General features: G+C 64.5%; 15 protein-coding genes. 7 read left to right on the top strand and 8 right to left on the bottom strand.

Annotated elements, in window-relative coordinates; all coding sequences use genetic code 11:
• Positions 1-71 precede the first annotated feature (71 nt).
• Positions 72-2,660 (top strand): alpha-glucan family phosphorylase, encoded by a 2,589-nt coding sequence (glgP, locus tag BFL43_RS27915; RefSeq protein ID WP_084896702.1) that lies wholly within the window; start codon positions 72-74, stop codon positions 2,658-2,660.
• Between the two features lie 19 nt (positions 2,661-2,679).
• Here glgP and BFL43_RS27910 read toward each other — a convergent pair whose 3' ends face one another.
• From BFL43_RS27910 to BFL43_RS27900, 3 genes are all read right to left on the bottom strand, one after another.
• Entirely contained in the window at positions 2,680-5,145 is a 2,466-nt protein-coding gene (locus BFL43_RS27910) for an FHA domain-containing protein (RefSeq protein ID WP_084896700.1), read from the bottom strand.
• Between the two features lie 164 nt (positions 5,146-5,309).
• Positions 5,310-7,091 carry a proteasome ATPase gene (gene arc / locus BFL43_RS27905; RefSeq protein WP_084896698.1) on the bottom strand — a complete coding sequence of 594 codons (1,782 nt, stop codon included), beginning with the start codon at positions 7,089-7,091 and terminating at the stop codon, positions 5,310-5,312.
• 165 nt (positions 7,092-7,256) lie between these two features.
• A complete protein-coding gene (locus BFL43_RS27900; protein WP_084836924.1) occupies positions 7,257-8,102 on the bottom strand; it encodes a tRNA (adenine-N1)-methyltransferase in 846 nt (281 codons plus the stop codon).
• Between the two features lie 71 nt (positions 8,103-8,173).
• Here BFL43_RS27900 and BFL43_RS27895 point away from each other — a divergent pair, with 71 nt between their 5' ends.
• Positions 8,174-9,118: a RecB family exonuclease gene (locus BFL43_RS27895; RefSeq protein ID WP_084896697.1), complete on the top strand. Its 945-nt coding sequence runs from the start codon at positions 8,174-8,176 to the stop codon at positions 9,116-9,118.
• Positions 9,119-9,136: 18 nt separating this feature from the next.
• Complete coding sequence (locus BFL43_RS27890) at positions 9,137-9,976, top strand: thioesterase family protein (protein ID WP_084896695.1); 840 nt, start codon at positions 9,137-9,139, stop codon at positions 9,974-9,976.
• Between the two features lie 58 nt (positions 9,977-10,034).
• On the opposite strand, the gene hisG is transcribed toward BFL43_RS27890, so the two are convergent.
• The 5 genes from hisG to metH form a co-directional block, all read right to left on the bottom strand.
• On the bottom strand, positions 10,035-10,880 hold the full coding sequence (hisG, locus tag BFL43_RS27885) for an ATP phosphoribosyltransferase (protein WP_084896694.1): 846 nt from the start codon (positions 10,878-10,880) through the stop codon (positions 10,035-10,037).
• 50 nt (positions 10,881-10,930) lie between these two features.
• Positions 10,931-11,212: a phosphoribosyl-ATP diphosphatase gene (locus tag BFL43_RS27880; protein WP_206186764.1), complete on the bottom strand. Its 282-nt coding sequence runs from the start codon at positions 11,210-11,212 to the stop codon at positions 10,931-10,933.
• Positions 11,178-11,870 carry an HAD family phosphatase gene (locus BFL43_RS27875; protein ID WP_346425999.1) on the bottom strand — a complete coding sequence of 231 codons (693 nt, stop codon included), beginning with the start codon at positions 11,868-11,870 and terminating at the stop codon, positions 11,178-11,180. Before BFL43_RS27875 ends, BFL43_RS27880 begins: the two co-directional genes overlap by 35 nt.
• Before the next feature lie 59 nt (positions 11,871-11,929).
• A complete protein-coding gene (locus tag BFL43_RS27870) occupies positions 11,930-13,144 on the bottom strand; it encodes an acyl-CoA dehydrogenase family protein (protein ID WP_084896937.1) in 1,215 nt (404 codons plus the stop codon).
• 70 nt (positions 13,145-13,214) lie between these two features.
• Complete coding sequence (gene metH / locus BFL43_RS27865; RefSeq protein ID WP_084896692.1) at positions 13,215-16,793, bottom strand: methionine synthase; 3,579 nt, start codon at positions 16,791-16,793, stop codon at positions 13,215-13,217.
• Between the two features lie 51 nt (positions 16,794-16,844).
• On the opposite strand from metH, the gene BFL43_RS27860 reads away from it, so the two are divergent.
• The 4 genes from BFL43_RS27860 (at position 16,845) to BFL43_RS27845 (ending at position 20,971) form a co-directional block, all read left to right on the top strand.
• Positions 16,845-17,726, top strand: a complete 882-nt coding sequence (locus BFL43_RS27860; RefSeq protein ID WP_084896690.1) for a PAC2 family protein — start codon at positions 16,845-16,847, stop codon at positions 17,724-17,726.
• Positions 17,727-17,820: 94 nt separating this feature from the next.
• Positions 17,821-18,168 (top strand): molybdopterin oxidoreductase, encoded by a 348-nt coding sequence (locus BFL43_RS27855; protein WP_084896689.1) that lies wholly within the window; start codon positions 17,821-17,823, stop codon positions 18,166-18,168.
• Positions 18,168-20,660 (top strand): nitrite reductase large subunit NirB, encoded by a 2,493-nt coding sequence (gene nirB, locus BFL43_RS27850; RefSeq protein WP_084896687.1) that lies wholly within the window; start codon positions 18,168-18,170, stop codon positions 20,658-20,660. The genes BFL43_RS27855 and nirB overlap by 1 nt, the downstream gene beginning before the upstream one ends.
• Positions 20,657-20,971, top strand: a complete 315-nt coding sequence (locus tag BFL43_RS27845) for a Rieske (2Fe-2S) protein (protein ID WP_084896685.1) — start codon at positions 20,657-20,659, stop codon at positions 20,969-20,971. Before nirB ends, BFL43_RS27845 begins: the two co-directional genes overlap by 4 nt.
• Positions 20,972-20,988 lie beyond the last annotated feature (17 nt).

The following is a 20,988-nucleotide window of genomic DNA, read 5'->3' as shown; positions in this document are numbered from 1 at the left end:
CTGATTACAGCCAGATGTACATCTGACCGTCGCGCTCGCGCGGTAGCCCGCTCGTCGGTAGGGTTTGCGCCGTGAAAGCACTGCGCCGCTTCACCGTCCGCGCCCACCTCCCCGAGCCCCTCCAAGCCCTGGCGGATCTGTCGACCAATCTGCGTTGGTCCTGGCACCCGCCGACCCAAGATCTCTTCGCCTCCATCGACCCGGACCTGTGGGCCGGATCGAGGGATCCACTGCGACTGCTGGGTGACATCGGGCCCGCTCGCCTGCAAGAACTTGCCGATGATGACGGCTTCTTGAGCAGGCTCGATGAACTTGCCGCGGACCTCGACGCCTACCTGGAGGAGCCCAGATGGTTCCAACAGCAGGTGGCTTCCGGACACCGCTTCCCTACCGGTATCGCGTACTTCTCGATGGAGTTCGGCGTCTCGGAGGTATTACCCATCTATTCGGGTGGCCTCGGGATACTTGCCGGTGACCACCTCAAGGCCGCGTCCGACCTCGGACTGCCGCTGATCGGCGTCGGCCTGCTCTATCGCAGTGGCTACTTCCGGCAATCGCTCACCGCCGATGGTTGGCAGACCGAGCGGTACCCCAACCTGGATCCGCAGGGGTTGTCGGTTCGTACGGTCAACGACGCGGACGGCAACCCGGTCACCGTTCGGGTCCCGATGCCCGACAACCGGGTTTTGCGGGCCCGCCTGTGGGTGGCCGATGTGGGACGAATCCCGTTGCTGCTCCTCGACTCCGACATTCCAGACAATGACACCGATCTGCGTGGCGTCACCGACCGGCTCTATGGCGGCGACCAAGACCATCGCATCAAACAGGAGATCCTGGCCGGGGTCGGCGGCGTGCGCGCGGTACGCGAATACACCCGGATCCAGGGCCTACCCGATCCCGACGTTTTCCACATGAACGAAGGTCACGCCGGCTTCCTCGGTGCGGAACGTATTCGTGAGTTCGTATCTCCGGCCGGAGCCGGTCTCGACTTCGACACCGCGCTCGCCGCAGTGCGTGCTTCGACCGTGTTCACGACGCACACACCTGTCCCTGCGGGTATCGATCGCTTTCCGCTCGACATGGTGCGCCATTATTTCGGAGACGAGCAGGGGCAATCGACGTTGCTGCCCGGGCTCGCGTTGTCCCGAATCCTGGAACTGGGCAGCGAGAGCGATCCCGGTGTATTCAACATGGCGCACATGGGACTTCGCCTCGGGCAGCGAACCAATGGCGTGTCCAAACTGCACGGCGCGGTCAGTCGCGAGATGTTCGGCCCGCTGTGGCCGGGTTTCGATGCCGCACAGGTGCCCATCGGCTCCGTCACCAATGGGGTGCACGCCCCGACGTGGTCGTCGCGCCGCTGGACCGAACTGGCCGCCGTGGGTCACGCCGGGACGCCGGACGAAGCGGACACGCTGGCAGCAATGAAAAATGTTCCGGCGCAACAGCTCTGGGCGACCCGAAATCTGCTTCGTACCGAATTGATCGCCGAGGTCCGGCGCCGACTACGCCGGTCCGGCCTCGAGCGCGGTTTCTCGGCTGCCGAATTGGGGTGGACCGCCGGGGTGTTCAGCTCGCGGGTGTTGACGATCGGATTCGCCCGCCGCGCCGCGACCTACAAACGTCTGACCTTGATGCTGCGCGACACCGAGCGACTGAAGGCCCTGTTGCTCGACAAAGAACGTCCCGTGCAACTCGTCGTCGCCGGTAAGGCACACCCGGCAGACGACGGCGGCAAGGCGCTCATCCAGAAGATCGTCCGGTTCGCCGACGCCAACGACGTCCGGCACCGAATCGTGTTCCTGCCGGACTATGACATGTCGATGGCGCGCTTCCTCTACGGCGGCTGCGATGTGTGGCTGAACAACCCCCTGCGGCCGATGGAGGCCTGCGGAACGTCCGGCATGAAGTCGGCCCTCAACGGCGGCCTGAACCTGTCGATCCTCGACGGTTGGTGGGATGAGATGTCGGACACCGAGAACGGATGGGCGATCCCCACCGCCGACGGCGTGACCGACGATGCTCGGCGCGACGACCTCGAGGCGGCTGCGCTGTACGAGTTGCTCGAGAACGTCGTGGTGCCGAAGTTCTACGACGCCGGTTCGGACGGCATTCCGACCCGATGGGTGGAGATGGTCCGCCACACACTGCACACCCTTGGTCCGCAAGTGCTGGCCTCGCGGATGGTGCGCGACTACACCGAGGGTTACTACGCGCCTGCCGCGCTCTCCGGACGACAGGTCACCGCCGACAACTACGCCGGCGCAAGGGAACTCGCACTGTTCCGCCGGCAGGTCGAGACGGCCTGGCCCGGGGTGAAGGTACTCGACGTCGACAGCGCGGGCCTCGAGGACACCCCGTTGCTCGGGTCCACGATGACACTCACCGCGCACATCGATCTGGCCGGGCTCCATCCAGATCAGGTGCTGGTGCAGGCGGTGATCGGACGGGTCGACGACGAAGAGAACCTGACACAGATCGCAACGACGACGATGCCTCTGGTCGACGACCGGGTCGGCCCGGCGGGCGAGCCCATCTTCGAAGTCGCGATCCCGCTACCGATGACCGGACCGATCGGATACACCGTGCGGGTCATGCCACGACACCGATTCCTCACCAGCAACGCCGAACTGGGTGTCGTCACCTTTGCGCATCAGTGACCGACCACCGGCGCTGGCTCTAGAGTGTCTTCTTCTTGAGAACCAACCGGCGATAGGTGAACCAGACCAGCAGTAGACCTATGACGGTCATCGCGCCATAGGCCAGGGCCACGTTTGCCGCGGTCTGGTCCCAGATGGTTTCCTTTTGCGTCGATGGTGAGCCCGGTGACACCTGACGTAGATCTACTGCGGCCGCGGCCGCGGCGTATCCCCAGCGGGCCGGAAAGATCCAGGACAATTGTTCCAGCCCCGGTCGCCCCGCCAACGGGAACAAGCCCCCACAGAAGACGAGCTGCACCATGACGACCACCACGAGTGGCGGCATCGTCTGTTCGCTCGAATTGACCGCCGCCGAGATCGCCAGACCTATCAATGTGCTCACGCAGGCCAGGAAGGCAACGGCGACAAAGAGTTCGATCGCGCCCGAGGTCAACAATCCAGGACCCGGTGTCCCCTTGCCGGAGTAAGTGATGGCGATCATCACCGCACACTGCAGAACCGAAACGACGAAGAACACCACCATCTTCGCCAGCAGGTACGCCCCGGGGCGCAGGCCGACGGCGCGTTCACGCACGAAGATCGCCCGTTCGCCCACCAGGTCCCGCACGGTGAGCGCGGCGCCCATGAAACTTGCCCCGACCACCAGCACGACGAGGATCTGGACGGTCTCGCCGAGGCTGTCGTCGTTGTTGAGACCGAACCCGGCCTTACCCGGTATCACCAGCGACAACGCACCCAGAACGATCGGCAGCAGCACCAGGAACGCCAGATAGCCGGTGTCGGCGAGTATCAGCCGAACCTGCCGCCTGGACACGGTGGAGGTCTGCCGGCCGAAGCTCGTCTGGGGCGGCCGAACCGGTGAACCGGTGCGCAGGCTGGGTGGTCGGTTCGGCGGACGTTGGTTGCGCGAGCGGTAGCGGTGGTGGGCAGCGTCGGGCTGATCTGCGACGAACGCGAAGATCTCCGCCCAGTCCTCGGTCCCCATCGCCGCACCGACTGCCGCCGGAGGACCGCAGAACGCTGTCTTACCGCCCGGCGCGAGCAACAGCACCTGGTCGCACATCGACAGGTAGGTCAGCGAGTGGGTCACGACGATCACCACACGACCGGCGTCGGCAAGGCGCCGGAGCGTCGACATCACCTGACGGTCCAACGCGGGGTCGAGACCGGAGGTGGGCTCGTCGAGGATGAGCAGCGACGGACCTGTCAAGAGCTCCATGGCAACCGACGCACGCTTGCGTTGGCCGCCTGAGAGTTTGTCGACGCGGGTGTCGAGGTGTTCGGTGAGCTGAAGTTCGGCCAGCACTCCGGTGATGACATTGTCGCGGTCGGACCTGCTCATGTCCGGCGGCAGACGCAGTTCCGCGGCGTACCGCAGGGCCTGGCGCAGGGTGAGCCGGCGGTGCAAGACGTCGTCTTGAGGCACCATGCCGATTCGGGTACGCAACGCCTCGTACTCGGCGTGCACGCTGCGACCCTCGAAGGTGACACTGCCGGTCGATGGATTGGCCGCGCCCGCCACGATCTTCGAGACGGTCGACTTTCCGGCCCCGGATGGCCCGATCACAGCCGTCAGTGTTCCGGGGCCGGCCGCGAACTCCACATCGTGGAGCAGCTGTTTGCCGTCGATGTTCAGCCCGATCGTATGGACGTGCAGCCCGTCGGCGACCGCTGCCTGGGCCTGCCCGCGGATGAGGGTGCCGCCCGACACCACGAAGTCGCTGTTGCCGATGGTGACCACCGCACCCTCGGCCAGCATCTGTCGGCTGATCCGCTGCCCGTTGACGTAGGTGCCGTTCACCGATTGCAGATCTTCGATCGCGAGACCCTGTGGGGTGGAGAGCAACCGGGCGTGACGCCGGGATGCCAGCACGTCGTTGACGACGATGTCGTTGTCGGGCGTGCGTCCGATACTCAGGCGCGCGGAGCCCCCCATGTCGATCGCCTGGCGATGCGGTACGGCTTGCGGGTGGATCTGCCCGTCGGGGCTGACCTGGTACACCGCGGACATGTTCTGGTGCAGCGCCTGCAGATGAGGTGCGCCCGCGGCGCCGCTGAACGCCGGATACGGTTGCCGGGGCGATGGCGGAGGTGACTGCGCGGGTCGGCTCATCGGACCCGAGAAGTTCATCGGACCCGACGGGACACCGGCCATCGGCCGGCCACCGGGCGCGACCGGTGCGGTGACCGCGATATCGATCAGCGGGCCGGTGGTCGCGTCCCCCAGCCGGATGCGCTGGTTGCTGCGGAGTTCCAGACCACGCATCCGGACGCCATCGAGGTACAAGCCGTTGGTGCTGCCCAGATCGACAGCGCTCCAGAACGATCCATGCCACTCGATCGCCAGATGTTGCCGGGACACCAGTGGATGGATGATGACGATGTTGTTGTCCGGCGTTCGGCCGATGGTGAACCGTCCGGCCGGACGCAACCTCTGCTCGGTGCCGTCCACCCAGATCCGCAGCGGCGTTGGGGATGCATTCATTAACGCATCACTTTAGTCTGCCCATGATCGGACGACCCCCATTGCAGGCGCGATGATCAACCGGTCGGAGGACATCGGGAACCCGGGCATCGGCCGCGGACGACACAAACGACAGCGGCGGCGCCGGAGCAATGTGCTCCGGCGCCGCCGCCGACGATGCGTCCTTACAGGTACTGGCCGGTGTTCGTCTCGGTGTCGATCGCGCGGCTTGCGCCGGCGCTCTTGCCGGTGACGAGCGTGCGGATGTACACGATCCGCTCGCCCTTCTTGCCCGAGATACGAGCCCAGTCGTCTGGGTTGGTGGTGTTCGGCAGATCCTCGTTCTCAGCGAACTCGTCGAGGATCGAATCGAAGAGATGCTGAATCCGCAGGCCGGACTGGCCGGTCTCCAACTGAGACTTGATCGCGTACTTCTTCGACCGGTCGACGACGTTCTGGATCATCGCACCGGAGTTGAAATCCTTGAAGTACATGATCTCTTTGTCACCATTGGCATAGGTGACCTCCAGGAAACGGTTGTCATCGGTCTCGTCGTACATCCGCTCCACCACGCGCTCGATCATCGCCTTGACGCACGCACCACGATCACCGCCGAACTCGTCGATGTCGTCGGGATGGATCGGAAGCGTCGGGACGAGGTACTTGGAGAAGATGTCCATCGCCGACTCGGCATCCGGTCGCTCGATCTTGATCTTCACATCGAGACGGCCCGGCCGGAGGATGGCCGGATCGATCATGTCCTCACGGTTGGAGGCGCCGATCACGATCACGTTCTCGAGCCCCTCGACACCGTCGATCTCACTGAGCAGCTGAGGCACGACCGTGGTCTCCACGTCGGAGGACACTCCTGACCCACGGGTCCGGAAGATCGAGTCCATCTCATCGAAGAACACGATCACCGGGGTGCCTTCAGAGGCCTTTTCTCGGGCGCGCTGAAAGATCAACCGAATGTGTCGCTCGGTCTCACCGACGAACTTGTTGAGCAGTTCTGGACCCTTGATGTTCAAGAAGAACGATTTGGCCTCGCGGGCATCGTCCCCGCGAACTTCGGCGATCTTCTTGGCCAGCGAGTTGGCCACCGCCTTTGCGATCAGCGTCTTACCGCAACCGGGAGGGCCGTACAGCAGCACACCCTTGGGGGGACGCAGGTCGTACTCCCGGAAAAGGTCCTTGTGCAAGAACGGCAACTCCACGGCATCGCGGATCTGCTCGATCTGGCGACCGAGACCACCGATGTCCTCGTAGTTGACATCGGGCACCTCTTCGAGCACCAGATCCTCGACTTCGGCCTTGGGCACGCGCTCGAAGGCGAACCCGGCCTTGGTGTCGATGAGGAGCGAGTCACCCGGACGAAGCTTGCGGTTGCCCTCGATCTCGGCGAGAAACGCCTCGCTGAGCGGTTCGGCCAGCCAGACGACGCGTTCTTCGTCGGCGTGTCCGACCACCAGCGCACGGTGCCCGTCGTCGAGCACCTCGCGCAGGGTACTGATCTCCCCTACAGAGTCGAAATCACCGGCCTCGACGATCGTCAGAGCCTCGTTCAGGCGGACCGACTGACCTCTTTTGAGGGTGTCGAGGTCGATGTTGGGCGAGCACGTCAACCGCATTTTGCGACCGGACGTGAACACGTCGACCGTGGAGTCCTCGAAGATGCCGAGCAAGACGCCGTAGCCACTGGGCGGCTGACCGAGACGGTCGACCTCTTCGCGCAGGGCGATGAGTTGCTGGCGAGCCTCTTTGAGGGTCTCGAGCAACTTCGCGTTACGTGTGGTCAGGGTGTCCAGGCGGGCCTGGAGGTCAGGGTCCACTGACTTGCCGAGCGAGCCGGTGTCAGAGGTAGGGCCCGCCTTGGCAGACCGGGTCGAGGCCGAACCCCATTCGGCTACCGCAGCGGTGTCTTCTTGACCGCTACGGTTCCGAGGCTCGTCACTGCTGGATTCCGTCATTTCTGACTCCTCTCCCCGAGTCGACTCGTCGCCACCACCTTGTGGTGTTCGTACGGTCGAACCCGTCTCCCGAGGTTACCGGCGAATCGGCAGCCTCGCCCTGCACCTCGCGGACCACGTTGTTGTAGCCATGTTAAATGTGCGTCGCCACAAGGTTTTCCGACGCTACACCACGGCGGGTCCACCCTTGCTGGGTCGGCGGTGTGGGCGCGGCGGGGCCGTACCTTCCGCAAGCCTGCGTGTGGTGATCAAAAAGGCGGTGTGACCTTGCATTTTATGACCCGGCCGCACGGCAAGCCCGACGACGTGCCAGTCGCGGACCAGCGATTCCCAGGCTCTCGGCTCTGTCCAGCACTGCTGCTCTCGGATCGCCTCGACGACCCGCGACAACTGGGTGACAGTAGCCACATAAATGGTCAGAACCCCGCCGGGTTTGAGTGCCCGCTTGATCGTGTCCAACGGTTCCCACGGTGCCAGCATGTCGAGAACCACCCTGTCCACGTCCCCCGTGCCGGGGTAGTCGGCGAGGTCGGCGACGGTCAGATCCCAGTTGGGCGGAGGGCCGCCGAAGAACTCCTCGACATTACGGACGGCGTGCTCCGCGTGATCGTCGCGGACCTCGTACGAGAGCACTTTGCCGTGGTCCCCGACCGCGCGCAGAAGCGAACACGTGAGGGCGCCGGACCCGGCCCCTGCTTCGAGCACCGTGCAGCCTGGATGGATGTCGCCCTCCATCACGATCTGGGCCGCGTCCTTGGGATAGATGACCTGGGCTCCGCGCGGCATCGAGAGGACGTAGTCGATGAGCAGAGGCCGCAACGCGAGATAGGGGGTGTTCGACGTCGACGTGACGACGATCCCCTCGTCGGCCCCGATCAGGTCGTCGTGGGCGATCCCGCCCTTGTGGGTGTGAAAACTCTTGCCCGCCTCGAGTCGCACGGTGAACTTGCGGCCCTTGGCATCGGAGAGCTGGACACGGTCGCCGACGGCAAACGGACCTGTTGTAGACATTGCGGCGGCGGGCCTCTCTTGGTTCACGGTCGAACATTCGGTCATATGACTTTGATGGCAAATGAGCGGTGATGTCCTTGGTCAGGCATACCCTGCCAGGTGTGAGTGTGAGTACCGAATCCCGCCCCGATGCAGACCCGCCTGTGCGCCCTTCCGCGCACTCTCCGCGGCGGGTGCCCGCGCTCTCACCCAGCCGGGCAGGTGACTACAAGCAGTGTCCGCTGCTCTATCGGTACCGGGCGATCGACCGGCTGCCCGAGGTGCCCACACAGGCACAGGTCAAGGGCACCGTGGTGCATGCCGCACTCGAGAACCTCTTCGACATGCCTGCCGGCCTGCGGGTGCCGGAGTCCGCGGAGTTTCTGGTCGACGGGGCCTGGGGCGCCTTGTGCGAGGAGTCGCCAGAACTACGTGATCTCGTGCCCGACGATCAGGTCGACAAGTTCCTGTCCGACGCCCACAAGCTGATCTCGACGTATTACACGCTGGAGAACCCGACGGCGTTCACCCCGGAATCGTGCGAACTCCGGGTCGAGGTGGATCTCCTCGCGGACGACGAGACGGACAACGGGGTCCTGCTCCGCGGGTTCGTCGACCGCATCGATGTCGCTCCCGACGGCAGGGTTCGCGTGGTCGACTACAAGACCGGTCGCTCACCCGGCGAGAGCTTCGAGTCCCGGGCCCTGTTCCAGATGAAGTTCTACGCCCTGGCGATCTACCGCCTGCGCGGTGTTGTCCCGGCACGGCTGCAATTGCTGTATCTCGCTGACGGTCAGTCACTCATCTACACCCCGGACGAGGCCGAACTCAATCGTTTCGCGAAGACCCTGAAAGCGATCTGGAAAGCAATCCAGCAGGCCGGTGCCACAGGCGAGTTCCCGCCCAAGAAGAGCCGGATGTGCCAGTGGTGCGACCACAAGGCCCACTGCCCCGAGTTCGGGGGCACCCTGCTCCCCTATCCCGGATGGCCCAGTGCGCCCGGCGAGACAAGCCACGCGGAAGCGGTCGCGGAGTAGGTCGTTAGAGTCAGGCAAATGTCTGACGAACGTGCCTATTACCTTCCGTTGGGTCGCGACGGGGCTCACGAACACTTCACACCGACCGAGAACACCGTAAGCGTGTGGGGCGACGAACTACAGCACGGCGGCCCCCCGATCGGGTTGTTGGCCCGCGCCCTGTTTCGGCACAACCCGGACCCCGCCCACGAGTTCTCGCGGATCACCGTCGACATCCTCGGCGCGATCGGCCTCGGCGAGAACCGGGTCGAGACGACCGTGCTCCGGCCCGGCCGCCAGATCAGCTTGTTGCAGAGCGAACTGTCGGTACGCAGATCCGACGGATCGTTCCGGCCGGTGGCGCGGGCACAGGGCTGGCGGCTGGCCACCGACGACATCTCGGTGGTCGAGCACTACCCGACCGGGGGCCTGGCCCCCGGGCCGCAGGATCTCGAGGGCACCATCGGCTTCTCCGGGCTGGGCCCGTTGACCGGCGACTGGGGTACGAAGGGTTTCGTCGGGACGCTCGAAAGCCGGACTCTGCCGGACAACGGCGGCGACGGGCGCCAGGTGTGGGTCCGTCCACTGTTACCGCTGGTCGCAGGTGAGCAGACCACCGACGCCGAAAAGTTCTTCACCGTGCTCGACGTCGCCAATGGGGTGGGATCGCGGCTCGAGTTCGGCAAATGGTCGTTCATGAACACCGACACCACCGTCCACCTGTACCGCCAGCCCGTCGGCGATTGGACCGGAATCGATGCCCGGATGGCCGTCGGACCCGGCGGTTACGGGATGACCGGCGCGGACCTGTTCGATGAATCAGGTGCTGTGGCGCGCTCGGCGCAGACGTTGCTCATCCGCCCGATCCAGCCCCGATAATGGTGGGTTCTGGCGGCCCCGACCTGCGGAAACGCTCGCCAAAGCCCACCAACTCCGGTCAGAAGCGACAGGAGCGGATGTCGGAGGCCAAGATCGCCTTGGCGCCGAGCTCGGACAGCTCGTCCATCAGATTCTGGTGTTGCTTACGCGGTACCAGTGACCGGACGGCCACCCAATTGTCATCCGCCATCGGTGCGACGGTGGGTGATTCGAGACCGGGAGTGATCTTCATCGCCGCTTCGAGAAGCGACTTGGGGCAGTCGTAGTCGAGCATGACGTAACGCTGCCCGTAGACGACACCCTGGACGCGGGCGATGAAGCGCTGCGCGGCCTTCGTTCGGTCAGCGCCCGCACGCTGCACCAGAACACCTTCCGAATCGCAGAGCGATTCGCCGAACGCCGACAGCTGGTGCTGCTTCAGGGTCCGACCCGAACCCACGACATCGGCGATGGCATCTGCCACGCCGAGCTGGATGGAAATCTCTACGGCGCCGTCCAACCGGATGATCGTCGCCTCGATGCCGCGATCGGCAAGATCGGCACGGACCAGATTCGGGTAGGAGGTGGCGATGCGCTTGCCCGCGAGATCTGCCACCGTCCATTCCCGCTCGTTCGGTCCCGCGTACCGGAAGGTCGAGGTCCCGATCCCGAGGGCGAGGCATTCCTCGACGTCGGCGCCGGAATCGAGCGCGAGGTCGCGACCGGTCAAACCGAGGTCGAGCTCACCGGAACCGACGTAGATCGCGATGTCTTTCGGGCGGAGGAAGAAGAACTCGACCTCGTTGGCCGGATCCAGAACGGTCAGATCCTTCGAGTCCGAACGGCGACGATAGCCGGCCTCACTGAGGATCTCGGCGGCCGACTCGGAGAGCGCCCCCTTGTTGGGAACGGCAACGCGCAGCATGGGTGGGTCCTATCGGCAGGGGTTGAGTCAGGTGCTGGGGTGGATCGCGATCACAGATGCTTGTAGACATCGTCGGTCGTCAGACCGCGTTTGATCATCATCACCTGAAGCCAGTAGAGCAACTGAGATATCTCCTCACCCAGCGCCTCGGACGATTCGTGCTCGGCTGCGAGCCACACTTCGCCGGCTTCCTCGATGATCTTTTTGCCGAGGGTGTGCACGCCCTTGTCCAGGGCCGCGACCGTGCCACTGCCCTCGGGTCGGGTAGCGGCCTTGTCGGTCAGTTCGGCGAACAGCTCATCGAAGGTCTTCACGGTGCCCAATTCTCCCATTGAAGGCAGCCGCGACCTCAGCGAGGGTCAGCCCGACGAGACTTCGACGAGTCGTGCGTCGCGGGCCGTCCGGGACCGGAGCCGCGGACGGTACGACGATCGCGGCACATCCGGCTGTGGTCGCAGCCTCGGTGCCCGTCGGTGAATCCTCGAACGCCAAGCAGTCGGCGGCTGCGACCCCCAACAGACCCGCTGCCCGCAGATACGGGTCCGGCGCGGGTTTGCCCGCCGCTACCTCGTCGCCGCAGACCGTCGCCGCGAACCGGTCCCGACCGATGGTGTCGAGCGCCTGCTCGGTCAACACACGTTCGGTGTTGGTCACCAGCGCGAGTGGAATGCCCTCGGCGGCAATCATGTCCAGGGCATCTCGAGCGCCCGGCATCCACGGGATCCCGGCTGCGAACAACGTCGACACCCGGTCGCGCAACCAAGCCCCGCGGCCGGGATAATCCCTGTCGTCGGCAGGCACCCCGGCTGCCGTGAACACTTTCGTCAGCGCGTCGTTCATCGAGTTGCCGAGCGTGGATTCCCGGAGTTCGTGGGTCATCACGATGCCCAGGTCGGCGGCGAGATCGCCCATCGCGATGTCCCAGAGCTTTTCGGAGTCCAGAAGGGTTCCGTCCATGTCGAACAACGCGGCTTTCGGTAGATCGGTCACCCCCACATACTTGCCGACCGGGGACCGCCAACCGAAATCGGTGGTGCACAGACGTCGAGCTAGCGGTTGCCGGCGCTCCAGGCAAAGGGAAGCTCGGTGCCGTTGAGTACGTTCGCGCCGATGGCCTGGCTCTTGAATATCGTCGGGTTGTGCACGGAGATCGTCCGCGCGTTGCGCCAGTGGCGGTCGAGCCGCAAGCTCTCCGAGGTGATCGATGCGCCACCGACCTCGAAGAGATCGTTCGTGGCGCGCAGTACCAGATCGATCACGGTGAGCTGGGCCTGGGCGGCGGCCAGTTCTGCGCGGTCGAGCAACTCCGGGTCGACAGCGGTGGTCGCGTCTACCAGCACCTCATCGAGGATGTCGGCGACGGCGAGAACCGCGGTCCGCGCGGTGAACGCTGCCGCAGACAGTTTCCCGATCACCTGCTGGACCAGTGGATCCTCTCGCGGCAGGTCAGCTGCCGCGTGGGTGTAGGAGCGGGTACGGTCGCGCACCCACTGTGCCGTGTCGTCGGTCGCTCGCTGAGCGATACCCGCGAGCACGGCCAGCTGGACGAGTTGAAGATATGAGGTGGCATAGGTCTTGCCCGCTCCCCCGTACCCCGGGCCGAGGATCCGGTCGGCGGTGACGGCGACGTCATTGAATTCTGTTGTGCCACTGGCCGTGAGCCGCTGTCCGAATCCGTCCCAGTCATCGTGCTGCGTGATGCCGTCGGCGTCCGCGTCGACAAGGACGGACACGCGCTCCCCGTCCTTGTCTGCGGCGACGAGGATGTAGTTCGAATACAGGGATCCCGTGCTGTAGTACTTGGTCCCGCTCAGCACCCAACCGTCGCCCTTGGGGGTGAGACGCGTCTGATAGCGGTCGACAGCTCCGACCCCGGGCTCGGTGATGGCGTTGCCGACGAGAACTCCCCCGGCCACCGCCCGCAGCCAGGTGTCGCGCTCGGCACTCGGTTCGGCGAGCCGCTGGTCCTCGGCGAAGCTGAAATGCACGCGAAGCGCCTGCGGCAGGTTCGATTCGGCGGCGGCGAGGTCGATCAGCAGCCGAAACTGTTGACGCACAGAGGCTCCCAGCCCACCGAACTCCACGGGCACCCGCAGGGCTCCCAGTCCGGCCTCCCGGAGTTTGTGTACCTCGTCGTGCGCGAGCCGACGGTCGACTTCCCGTTGGGTCGCATCGCCGGCGATGGCGTCGAAGACCGGACGGAAGCGTGCGTCGAGTTCCGCGTCGGTGACCGAACCGGTGGTGGCAGCAGTTGTGATTGTCATGGCACGAGTGTTGGTCACCCTCACGTCGAAGGCACCAGTTCCATTCATGGTGAATCCAACTGCGCTGATATCAGGTGTTGAAGTACTTGGCCTCGGGATGGTGCAGCACAAAGGCATCCGTCGACTGCTCCGGATGAAGCTGCAGCTCTTCCGACAGCTCCACACCGATACGCTCGGGCTCGAGCAGGTCCATCATCTTGGCCCGGTCCTCGAGATTCGGGCAGGCGCCGTAGCCGAACGAGAATCGCGCGCCGCGATACTTGAGGTCGAAGAAGTCCTGCGCGTTGTCGGGGTCTTCGGCAGCCATCGCCGTGTCGCCGAACCGCAGTTCCTCGCGAACCCGCTGATGCCAGAACTCGGCGAGCGCCTCGGTGAGCTGAACCCCGATGCCGTGCACCTCGAGATAATCGCGGTAGGCGTCTTCTGCGAAGAGCACGTTTGCGAAGTCGGCGATCGGCTGCCCCATCGTCACGAGCTGGAACGGCAGGACGTCGACCACCCCGGTCTCGATCGCCTCGGATCGTGGTCTGATGAAGTCCGCGATGCACAGGAATCGACTCCGCTGCTGCCGCGGGAACTCGAAGCTGTGCCTGATCGGGGCGTCGGGGCGCGGTTCGGTGAGCACGTGGACCGTGTCACCCTCGCTGACCGCCGGGTAGTAGCCATAGACGACGGCGGCGTGCTGCAGGATGTTCTCGGACGTGAGCCGGTCGATCCAATACCGCAACCGCGGTTTGCCGTCGGTCTCGACGAGGTCCTCGTAGCTCGGTCCTTCGCCGGCCCGTGCTCCGCGAAGTCCCCACTGCCCCAGGAACAAGGCGCGTTCGTCGAGCAGGGTGAGGTATTCCGCGATCGGGACACCTTTGATGATCCGCGAGCCCCAGAACGGAGGCGTCGGAACAGGTAGTCCCGCCGCGACATCCGACCGCTCCGGTACCACGACCGGTTCGGCTTCGGCCTTCCGCTTCTCGGCGATCCGCTTCGACCGCTCGTGACGTTTCTTGCGCTCGGCGGTCTTCTCGGCGGCGGCAATCGCCTCGGGGCTGTCCGGGTCCGGTCCGCCGCCGCGCTTGGTCTGCATGATGTCGTCCATCAGTCGCAGACCTTCGAAGGCATCACGCGCGTAGTGCACGTCACCCTCGTAGGTCTCGCTCAGATCATTCTCGACATACGACCGGGTCAGCGCTGCACCACCGAGCAGCACCGGGTAGTTCTCGGCGAGTCCCCGCGTGTTGAGCTCTTTGAGGTTGTCCTTCATCACGACGGTCGATTTCACGAGCAACCCGGACATACCGATCACGTCGGCGTTCTTGTCCTGTGCAACCTCGATGATGGTCGCGATCGGTTGCTTGATACCGATGTTGACGACTTCGTAGCCGTTGTTCGACAGGATGATGTCGACCAGGTTCTTGCCGATGTCGTGAACGTCGCCCTTGACCGTCGCGAGCACGATTCGGCCCTTGCCGTCTTCGCCGGTGGCCTCCATGTGCGGTTCGAGATGCGCGACCGCTGTCTTCATGACCTCGGCCGACTGCAGCACGAAGGGAAGCTGCATCTGGCCGGACCCGAACAACTCACCAACGGTCTTCATCCCGGACAGCAATGTCTTGTTGATGATGTCCAGCGGAGGAACCTGGGTCATGGCCTCGTCGAGATCGTCCTCGAGTCCCGCCCGCTCGCCGTCGACGATGCGCCGTTCCAGCCGGTCGAACAGAGGTAGCTTGGCCAGTTCTTGCGCTCGCGACTCGCGCGCCGATGCGGCGGAGACACCCTCGAACAGCTGCATCAGCTTCTGCAGGGGATCGTAGCCCTCACGCCTGCGGTCATAGACCAGGTCGAGCGCGATCTCGCGGTGCTCGTCGGGGATCCGCGCCATCGGCAAGATCTTGGACGCGTGCACGATGGCGGTGTCGAGACCGGCCTGCACACACTCGTTGAGGAACACCGAGTTCAGTACCTGGCGTGCGGCCGGATTCAGTCCGAACGAGACGTTCGAGATACCCAGCGTGAAGTGCAGGTCGGGGTGACGCTCCTTGAGGGTGCGGATCGCCTCGATCGTCTCGATCGCGTCCCGCCGCACCTCTTCCTGACCGGTCGAGATCGGGAAGGTGAGGGCATCGATGATGATGTCCTCTTCTTCCATGCCCCAGTTGTCGACGATGTCGGTGATGAGCCGCTCGGCGACACGAACTTTCCATTCCGCGGTCCGGGCCTGGCCTTCCTCGTCGATGGTGAGGGCCACCACGGCGGCGCCATGTTTCTTCGCCAGCTTCATGATCTTCGTGAAGCGGGAATCGGGACCGTCACCGTCCTCGTAGTTCACCGAGTTCACCGCACAGCGACCACCGAGGTGCTCGAGACCGGCTTCGATCACCTCGGGTTCGGTGGAGTCGAGCATGATCGGCAAGGTCGAGGACGTCGCCAGGCGGCTGGCCAGTGCGGACATGTCCGCGGCACCGTCGCGCCCCACGTAGTCGATGTTGAGATCGAGCATGTGCGCACCGTCGCGAGTCTGATCCTTCGCGATGTCGAGGCACTTCTGGTAGTCCTCCGCCAGCATCGCATCGCGGAAGGCCTTGGAACCGTTCGAGTTGGTGCGCTCACCGATCATCAAGATGCTGGCGTCCTGCGCGAACGGGACGGAACTGTAGAGCGACGAGACCTCGGCCTCGTGCTCGGGCGTGCGCTGGGCCTTGGAGGCATCGCGTACCGCTTCGGCGACCTGCCGGATGTGCTCGGGGGTCGTGCCACAGCAGCCTCCGACGAAGGAGAGGCCGAACTCGGACACGAACCCGCTCAGGGCTGTGGCCAGTTCCTCGGGCGTCAACGGGTACTCGGCGCCATTCGGCCCGAGTTGCGGCAGGCCGGCATTCGGCATCACCGAGACCGGGATCCGGGCGTGCTTGGTCAGATAGCGCAGATGCTCGCTCATCTCCGCGGGACCCGTGGCGCAGTTCAGGCCGATCATGTCGATACCGAGCGGCTCCAGCGCGGCGAGAGCGGCTCCGATCTCCGAACCGAGCAGCATCGTGCCGGTGGTCTCCACCGTCACGTGGGCGATGATCGGGATGCGGCGACCCAATTCCTCGAACGCCTGCTGTGAGCCCAGGATCGCGGCCTTCACCTGGAGCAGGTCCTGCGAGGTCTCGATCAGGATCGCGTCGGCACCGCCGTCCACCATTCCGAGAGCACATTCCTTGTACGCATCCCGGATCACGCCGAACGTCGTATGACCGAGGGTCGGGAGTTTGGTGCCCGGGCCGATCGAGCCGAGGACGAACCGCGGGGTCCCGTCAGCACTGGGGCCGAACTCGTCGGCGACCTCACGCGCCAAATTGGTGCCCTTATAGACCAGCTCCCGGATGCGATCCGCGATGTCGTAGTCGCCGAGGTTCGACAGGTTGCAGCCGAATGTATTGGTCTCGACCGCGTCGGCGCCCGCCGCGAAATACGCGCGGTGGATTTCCTTGAGCACATCGGGTCGGGTGTCGTTGAGGATCTCGTTGCAACCCTCGAGACCGATGAAATCGTCGAGGGTGAGGTCTGCCGCCTGCAACATGGTGCCCATGGCCCCGTCACCGATCAACACGCGTTTACTCATGGCGGTGAGCAATCCCGAATCGAATGTTGGTGAAGTGGCTGACGACATGGTTATCAGGGTAGTTCGCTCTCACTCGGTGTTCGGTCGTAGGCTGGTTCAGTGAACGCTGAGCAGAGCGCAAACCTTCCACGCTTGCGCCGCCCCACGCTTGTTGCTGCCTTCGAGGGGTGGAATGACGCCGGCGATGCGGCCAGCGGAGCTGTAGAACATCTCGAGCTCGTCTGGGACGCCGTACCTCTTGCCGAAATCGATTCCGACGACTACTACGACTTCCAGGTGAACAGGCCCATGATCAAGCAGATCGATGGCGTCACCCGAAGGATCGATTGGCCGACCACCTCGATCTCGTACTGTACGCCGCCCGGTGCGGACCGAGACATCGTCCTCCTCCGGGGAATCGAACCGAATATGCGGTGGCGAGGATTTTGCAACGAAATCCTCGAGATTGCCCGTGAGCTGCAGGTTGAGACCGTTGTCATCCTTGCCGCGCTGCTGGCCGACACCCCACACACTCGACCGGTCCCGGTCACCGGCGCCGCATACAGCGGCGAGTCGGCCAAACAGTTCAAACTCGAGGAGAGCCGGTACGAGGGCCCCACCGGCATCACCGGGGTTCTGCAAGACGAATGCGTCAGAGCCGGGATCCCGGCGATCTCCTTCTGGGCCGCGGTCCCCCACTACGTGTCCACACCACCGAACCCCAAGGCGTCTGCCGCGTTGCTCAGTCATCTCGAGGAGGTCCTCGATGTCGAGGTCCCCCTCGGAGAGCTGCCGGAACAGGCCGAGGAGTGGGAACGGGCCGTGACCGAGATGACGGAAGACGACGAAGAGATCGCCGACTACGTCCGCGGCCTCGAAGAACGCGGCGACGCCGAGGTGAGTGTGGACGAGACCCTGTCGAAAATCGACGGCGACGCCCTGGCAGCGGAGTTCGAACGCTATCTACGCCGCCGCGGTCCCGGGGGCAGCTTCGGGGCGTGATCACCCCGGGTTCAGGTGCACGGTGAGTACCTGACAATCGGTTCGTAACGCGGCTGCAAGTAGCGGTTCATCCGGCTGCCGTTCACTGACTCCCATGTCCAGTACCCCGAAGTTCTTGCAGGGTGTCTTCTCCTTCACCGGCACCGGATTGACCAAGGCAGCCCCCTTGGACCCCTCGCTGGCCTACCAGGTCCCGGCCGGCATGACCGTTCAGCCGCTTTACTTCCGTGGCGGCAACAGCAGTGACGAGTTGGTGTACGTGACACTGCTCCGCGACCAACAGCCGATGCGCTGGTTCCCCATGGGAGCGAAGTCCTCGGTGAACGTCCCCTTGCGCGTTGTCGAAGACGTCGATTCCGACACCCTGCTCGAATTGGTTTTCGCGGCGCCCGAGGGATGCACAGGCGACATAGTCGTCGACTTCGGATTCGCGGAGTTCTGATGACGGACCAGACGCAACTAGACCGCCTCGTCGTCATAGGCAACGGTATGGCCGGTGCCCGCACGGTCGAGGAGATCCTGTCGCGCGGCGGCGGCTCCCGGTTCGAGATCACGATGATCGGTGACGAACCGTACGGCAACTACAACCGCATCATGCTCTCGCACGTCCTGGCAGGCGAGAACTCGATCGACGACGACGACCTCATGCTCAATCCGATGGCGTGGTACCGCGAGAACGATGTGAGGCTGTTCTCAGGTGATCGAGCGATGCAGATCGACCGATTCGCGAAGTCGGTCACCTGCGAAAGCGGCCGCGTCATCGACTACGACACCTTGATCATCGCCACCGGTAGCAACACCTTCTTCCCCAACATGGACGGGCTCCGCGAGCCCGACGGACGCCTGGCACGCGGGGTGTTCGGTTTCCGGACCATCGAAGACACCAACGGCATGCTCCAGATGGCGCTGTCGCGTGACGACATGCGCGCGGTCGTCATCGGCGGCGGTCTACTGGGTCTGGAGGCAGCCTATGGACTGCGCACCCAGGGCATCGACGTCGACGTGGTCCACTCCCCCGGACACCTGATGAACCAGCAACTCGACGAACGCGGCGGACGGGTGCTGCGCAACAAGATCGAAGAACTCGGTGTCGGGGTGTACACGTCCAAACGCACCACCACGGTGCTGCGGAACGACGCAGGCAATGTCGAGGGCGTCGGGTTCAACGACGACACCTCACTGCCCGCGGACATGATCGTGGTCACCGCCGGTATCCGACCCAACGTCGAACTGGCCAGAGCCGGCGGACTGGTGATCGAACGCGGCATCGTCGTCGATGACCAGATGCGTTGCGAAGACGAGGGTTCCATCTACGCGGTCGGCGAATGCTGCCAGCACCGCGGCGAGGTCTACGGACTCGTCGCGCCGCTCTGGGAGCAGGCCGTCGTACTCGCCGACGTGCTCACCGGCGCCGATCCCACCGCCGCGTATCACGGTTCGCGTTTGACGACGAAACTGAAGGTCGCCGGGGTCGACGTCGCGGCGATGGGCGTCAAGGGACCAGAACGCGACACCGATGAGTTCGTCCAGTTCTACGAACCCCGCAGCGGTACATACAAATCGGTCGTGGTGCGCGACAACAAGCTGATCGGTGCGATGTTGCTCGGCGACATCAGCAAGGTCAACTTCTTGACCCAGGCATTCGATGACAAGGTGCCGCTGCCTGATGAACGCATCAGCATGTTGTTCGACATGGGTACACCCAGCGCGGAAACCGGCGCCGCAGAGCTGGCCGACGACGTGCAGGTCTGCAACTGCAACGGCGTCACGAAAGGCGACATCGTGGCCTGCGTGCACGCGGGTGCGAAGACCGTCGGCGACGTGGTTGCACAGACCAGGGCCGGTAAGGGTTGCGGCTCTTGCAAAGGTCTCGTGGGTGACATCGTGGCGTGCGCGGCCGGCGGCGACCTCGCCCTCGACCCGTCGGCCGACTGGTATGTCCCAGCGATCCCGATGGACAAGCCCGAACTGATGGCCCAGATCAAGGAACGCAATTTGCGGTCGGTATCGGCGGTCCTGGGCGAACTCGCGCCCGAGGGCGATGACGTGACGGCCAAGATGCCGATCGCGTCGCTGCTCCGCATCATCTGGGGCGCCGACTGGGAGGACGAACGCGGGGCTCTGTTCATCAACGACCGCGTACACGCGAACATCCAGCGCGACGGCACGTTCTCTGTCGTACCGCAGATGAAGGGCGGCGTGACGAACCCGGCTCAACTGCGACGCATCGCCGACGTCGCGGAAAAGTACGACATTCCGATGGTGAAGGTCACCGGCGGACAGCGGATCGACCTGCTGGGGATCAAGAAGGAAGATCTGCCGAAGGTGTGGGCCGATCTCGACATGCCGTCGGGTTACGCGTACGGGAAAAGCTTCCGCACGGTCAAGACCTGCGTCGGACTCGACTTCTGCCGTTTCGGTCTCGACGACTCCACTGCTCTCGGGATCGCCATCGAGGAGAAGTACCAGGGTCTGGAGTCGCCCGCAAAGCTGAAGCTGGCGGTCACCGGGTGTCCGCGAAATTGCGCCGAAGCGCTGTGCAAGGACTTCGGCGTTGTCGCCGTGGGCGATGGGAAGTGGGAAATCTACGTCGGCGGCGCGGCCGGGGCCCACATTCGCAAGGGCGACCTGCTCGCGACCGCTCAGGGCGCCGAAGAGGTCATCCGAATCTGCGGCGTGTTCATCCAGTACTACCGCGAGCAGGCCAAGTGGCTCGAACGCACGTATGCGTGGGTTCCCCGGGTGGGCATCGACGAGCTGAAGGCGATCCTGATCGACGACCGCGACGGGTTGGTGGACGGGTTGACCGAGCGCATCAACGCTTCGGCCGCCGCCTACACCGACCCCTGGAAAGAACGGCTCGAACCGAAGTCTCCGGCGCAGTTCAGCCCGTCGTTGCCGCTCATCAAGCTGCCATTGGTTCCGGTCCGATGAGCGCGCCGACGTCGAGTGTCGTGGGGTCGGTCACGGACCTCACCGTTGGCGAGGGCCGTACCTACGTGGTGAACGGCCAGCAGGTCGCGGTGTTCCTGCTGGGCGACGGGACGTTGCGCGCCCTCGGTGCCCGGTGCCCGCATCGGGGCGGTCCCATCGCAGATGGGCAGACCGACGCGACGAAGGTGATGTGTCCGCTGCACCAGTACACCTTCTCGTTCACGGACGGTGCCTGTACCAACGGCGACATCGAGCCGCTACCGGTCTTCAAGGCCGAGTTACACGACGGCCGGATCCACCTCTGGGTCTGATGAGATGACGCTGACCG

It is taken from the genome of Williamsia sp. 1135 (assembly GCF_002095395.1).
In the GTDB taxonomy this organism is placed as follows: domain Bacteria; phylum Actinomycetota; class Actinomycetes; order Mycobacteriales; family Mycobacteriaceae; genus Williamsia.
This window is presented reverse-complemented; position numbering and strand designations above follow the sequence as displayed.

Bases quoted from the DNA above. Each gene is read 5' to 3' on its own strand.
- BFL43_RS27855 (WP_084896689.1), top strand. From the start codon at position 17,821: ATGTCCAGTACCCCGAAGTTCTTGCAGGGTGTCTTCTCCTTCACCGGC.
- BFL43_RS27845 (WP_084896685.1), top strand. From the start codon at position 20,657: ATGAGCGCGCCGACGTCGAGTGTCGTGGGGTCGGTCACGGACCTCACC.
- BFL43_RS27895 (WP_084896697.1), top strand. From the start codon at position 8,174: ATGTCCTTGGTCAGGCATACCCTGCCAGGTGTGAGTGTGAGTACCGAA.
- BFL43_RS27910 (WP_084896700.1), bottom strand. From the start codon at position 5,145: ATGAATGCATCCCCAACGCCGCTGCGGATCTGGGTGGACGGCACCGAG.
- BFL43_RS27870 (WP_084896937.1), bottom strand. From the start codon at position 13,144: ATGACAATCACAACTGCTGCCACCACCGGTTCGGTCACCGACGCGGAA.
- BFL43_RS27900 (WP_084836924.1), bottom strand. From the start codon at position 8,102: ATGTCTACAACAGGTCCGTTTGCCGTCGGCGACCGTGTCCAGCTCTCC.
- nirB (WP_084896687.1), top strand. From the start codon at position 18,168: ATGACGGACCAGACGCAACTAGACCGCCTCGTCGTCATAGGCAACGGT.
- BFL43_RS27890 (WP_084896695.1), top strand. From the start codon at position 9,137: ATGTCTGACGAACGTGCCTATTACCTTCCGTTGGGTCGCGACGGGGCT.
- hisG (WP_084896694.1), bottom strand. From the start codon at position 10,880: ATGCTGCGCGTTGCCGTTCCCAACAAGGGGGCGCTCTCCGAGTCGGCC.
- arc (WP_084896698.1), bottom strand. From the start codon at position 7,091: ATGACGGAATCCAGCAGTGACGAGCCTCGGAACCGTAGCGGTCAAGAA.
- BFL43_RS27880 (WP_206186764.1), bottom strand. From the start codon at position 11,212: ATGGGAGAATTGGGCACCGTGAAGACCTTCGATGAGCTGTTCGCCGAA.
- metH (WP_084896692.1), bottom strand. From the start codon at position 16,793: ATGTCGTCAGCCACTTCACCAACATTCGATTCGGGATTGCTCACCGCC.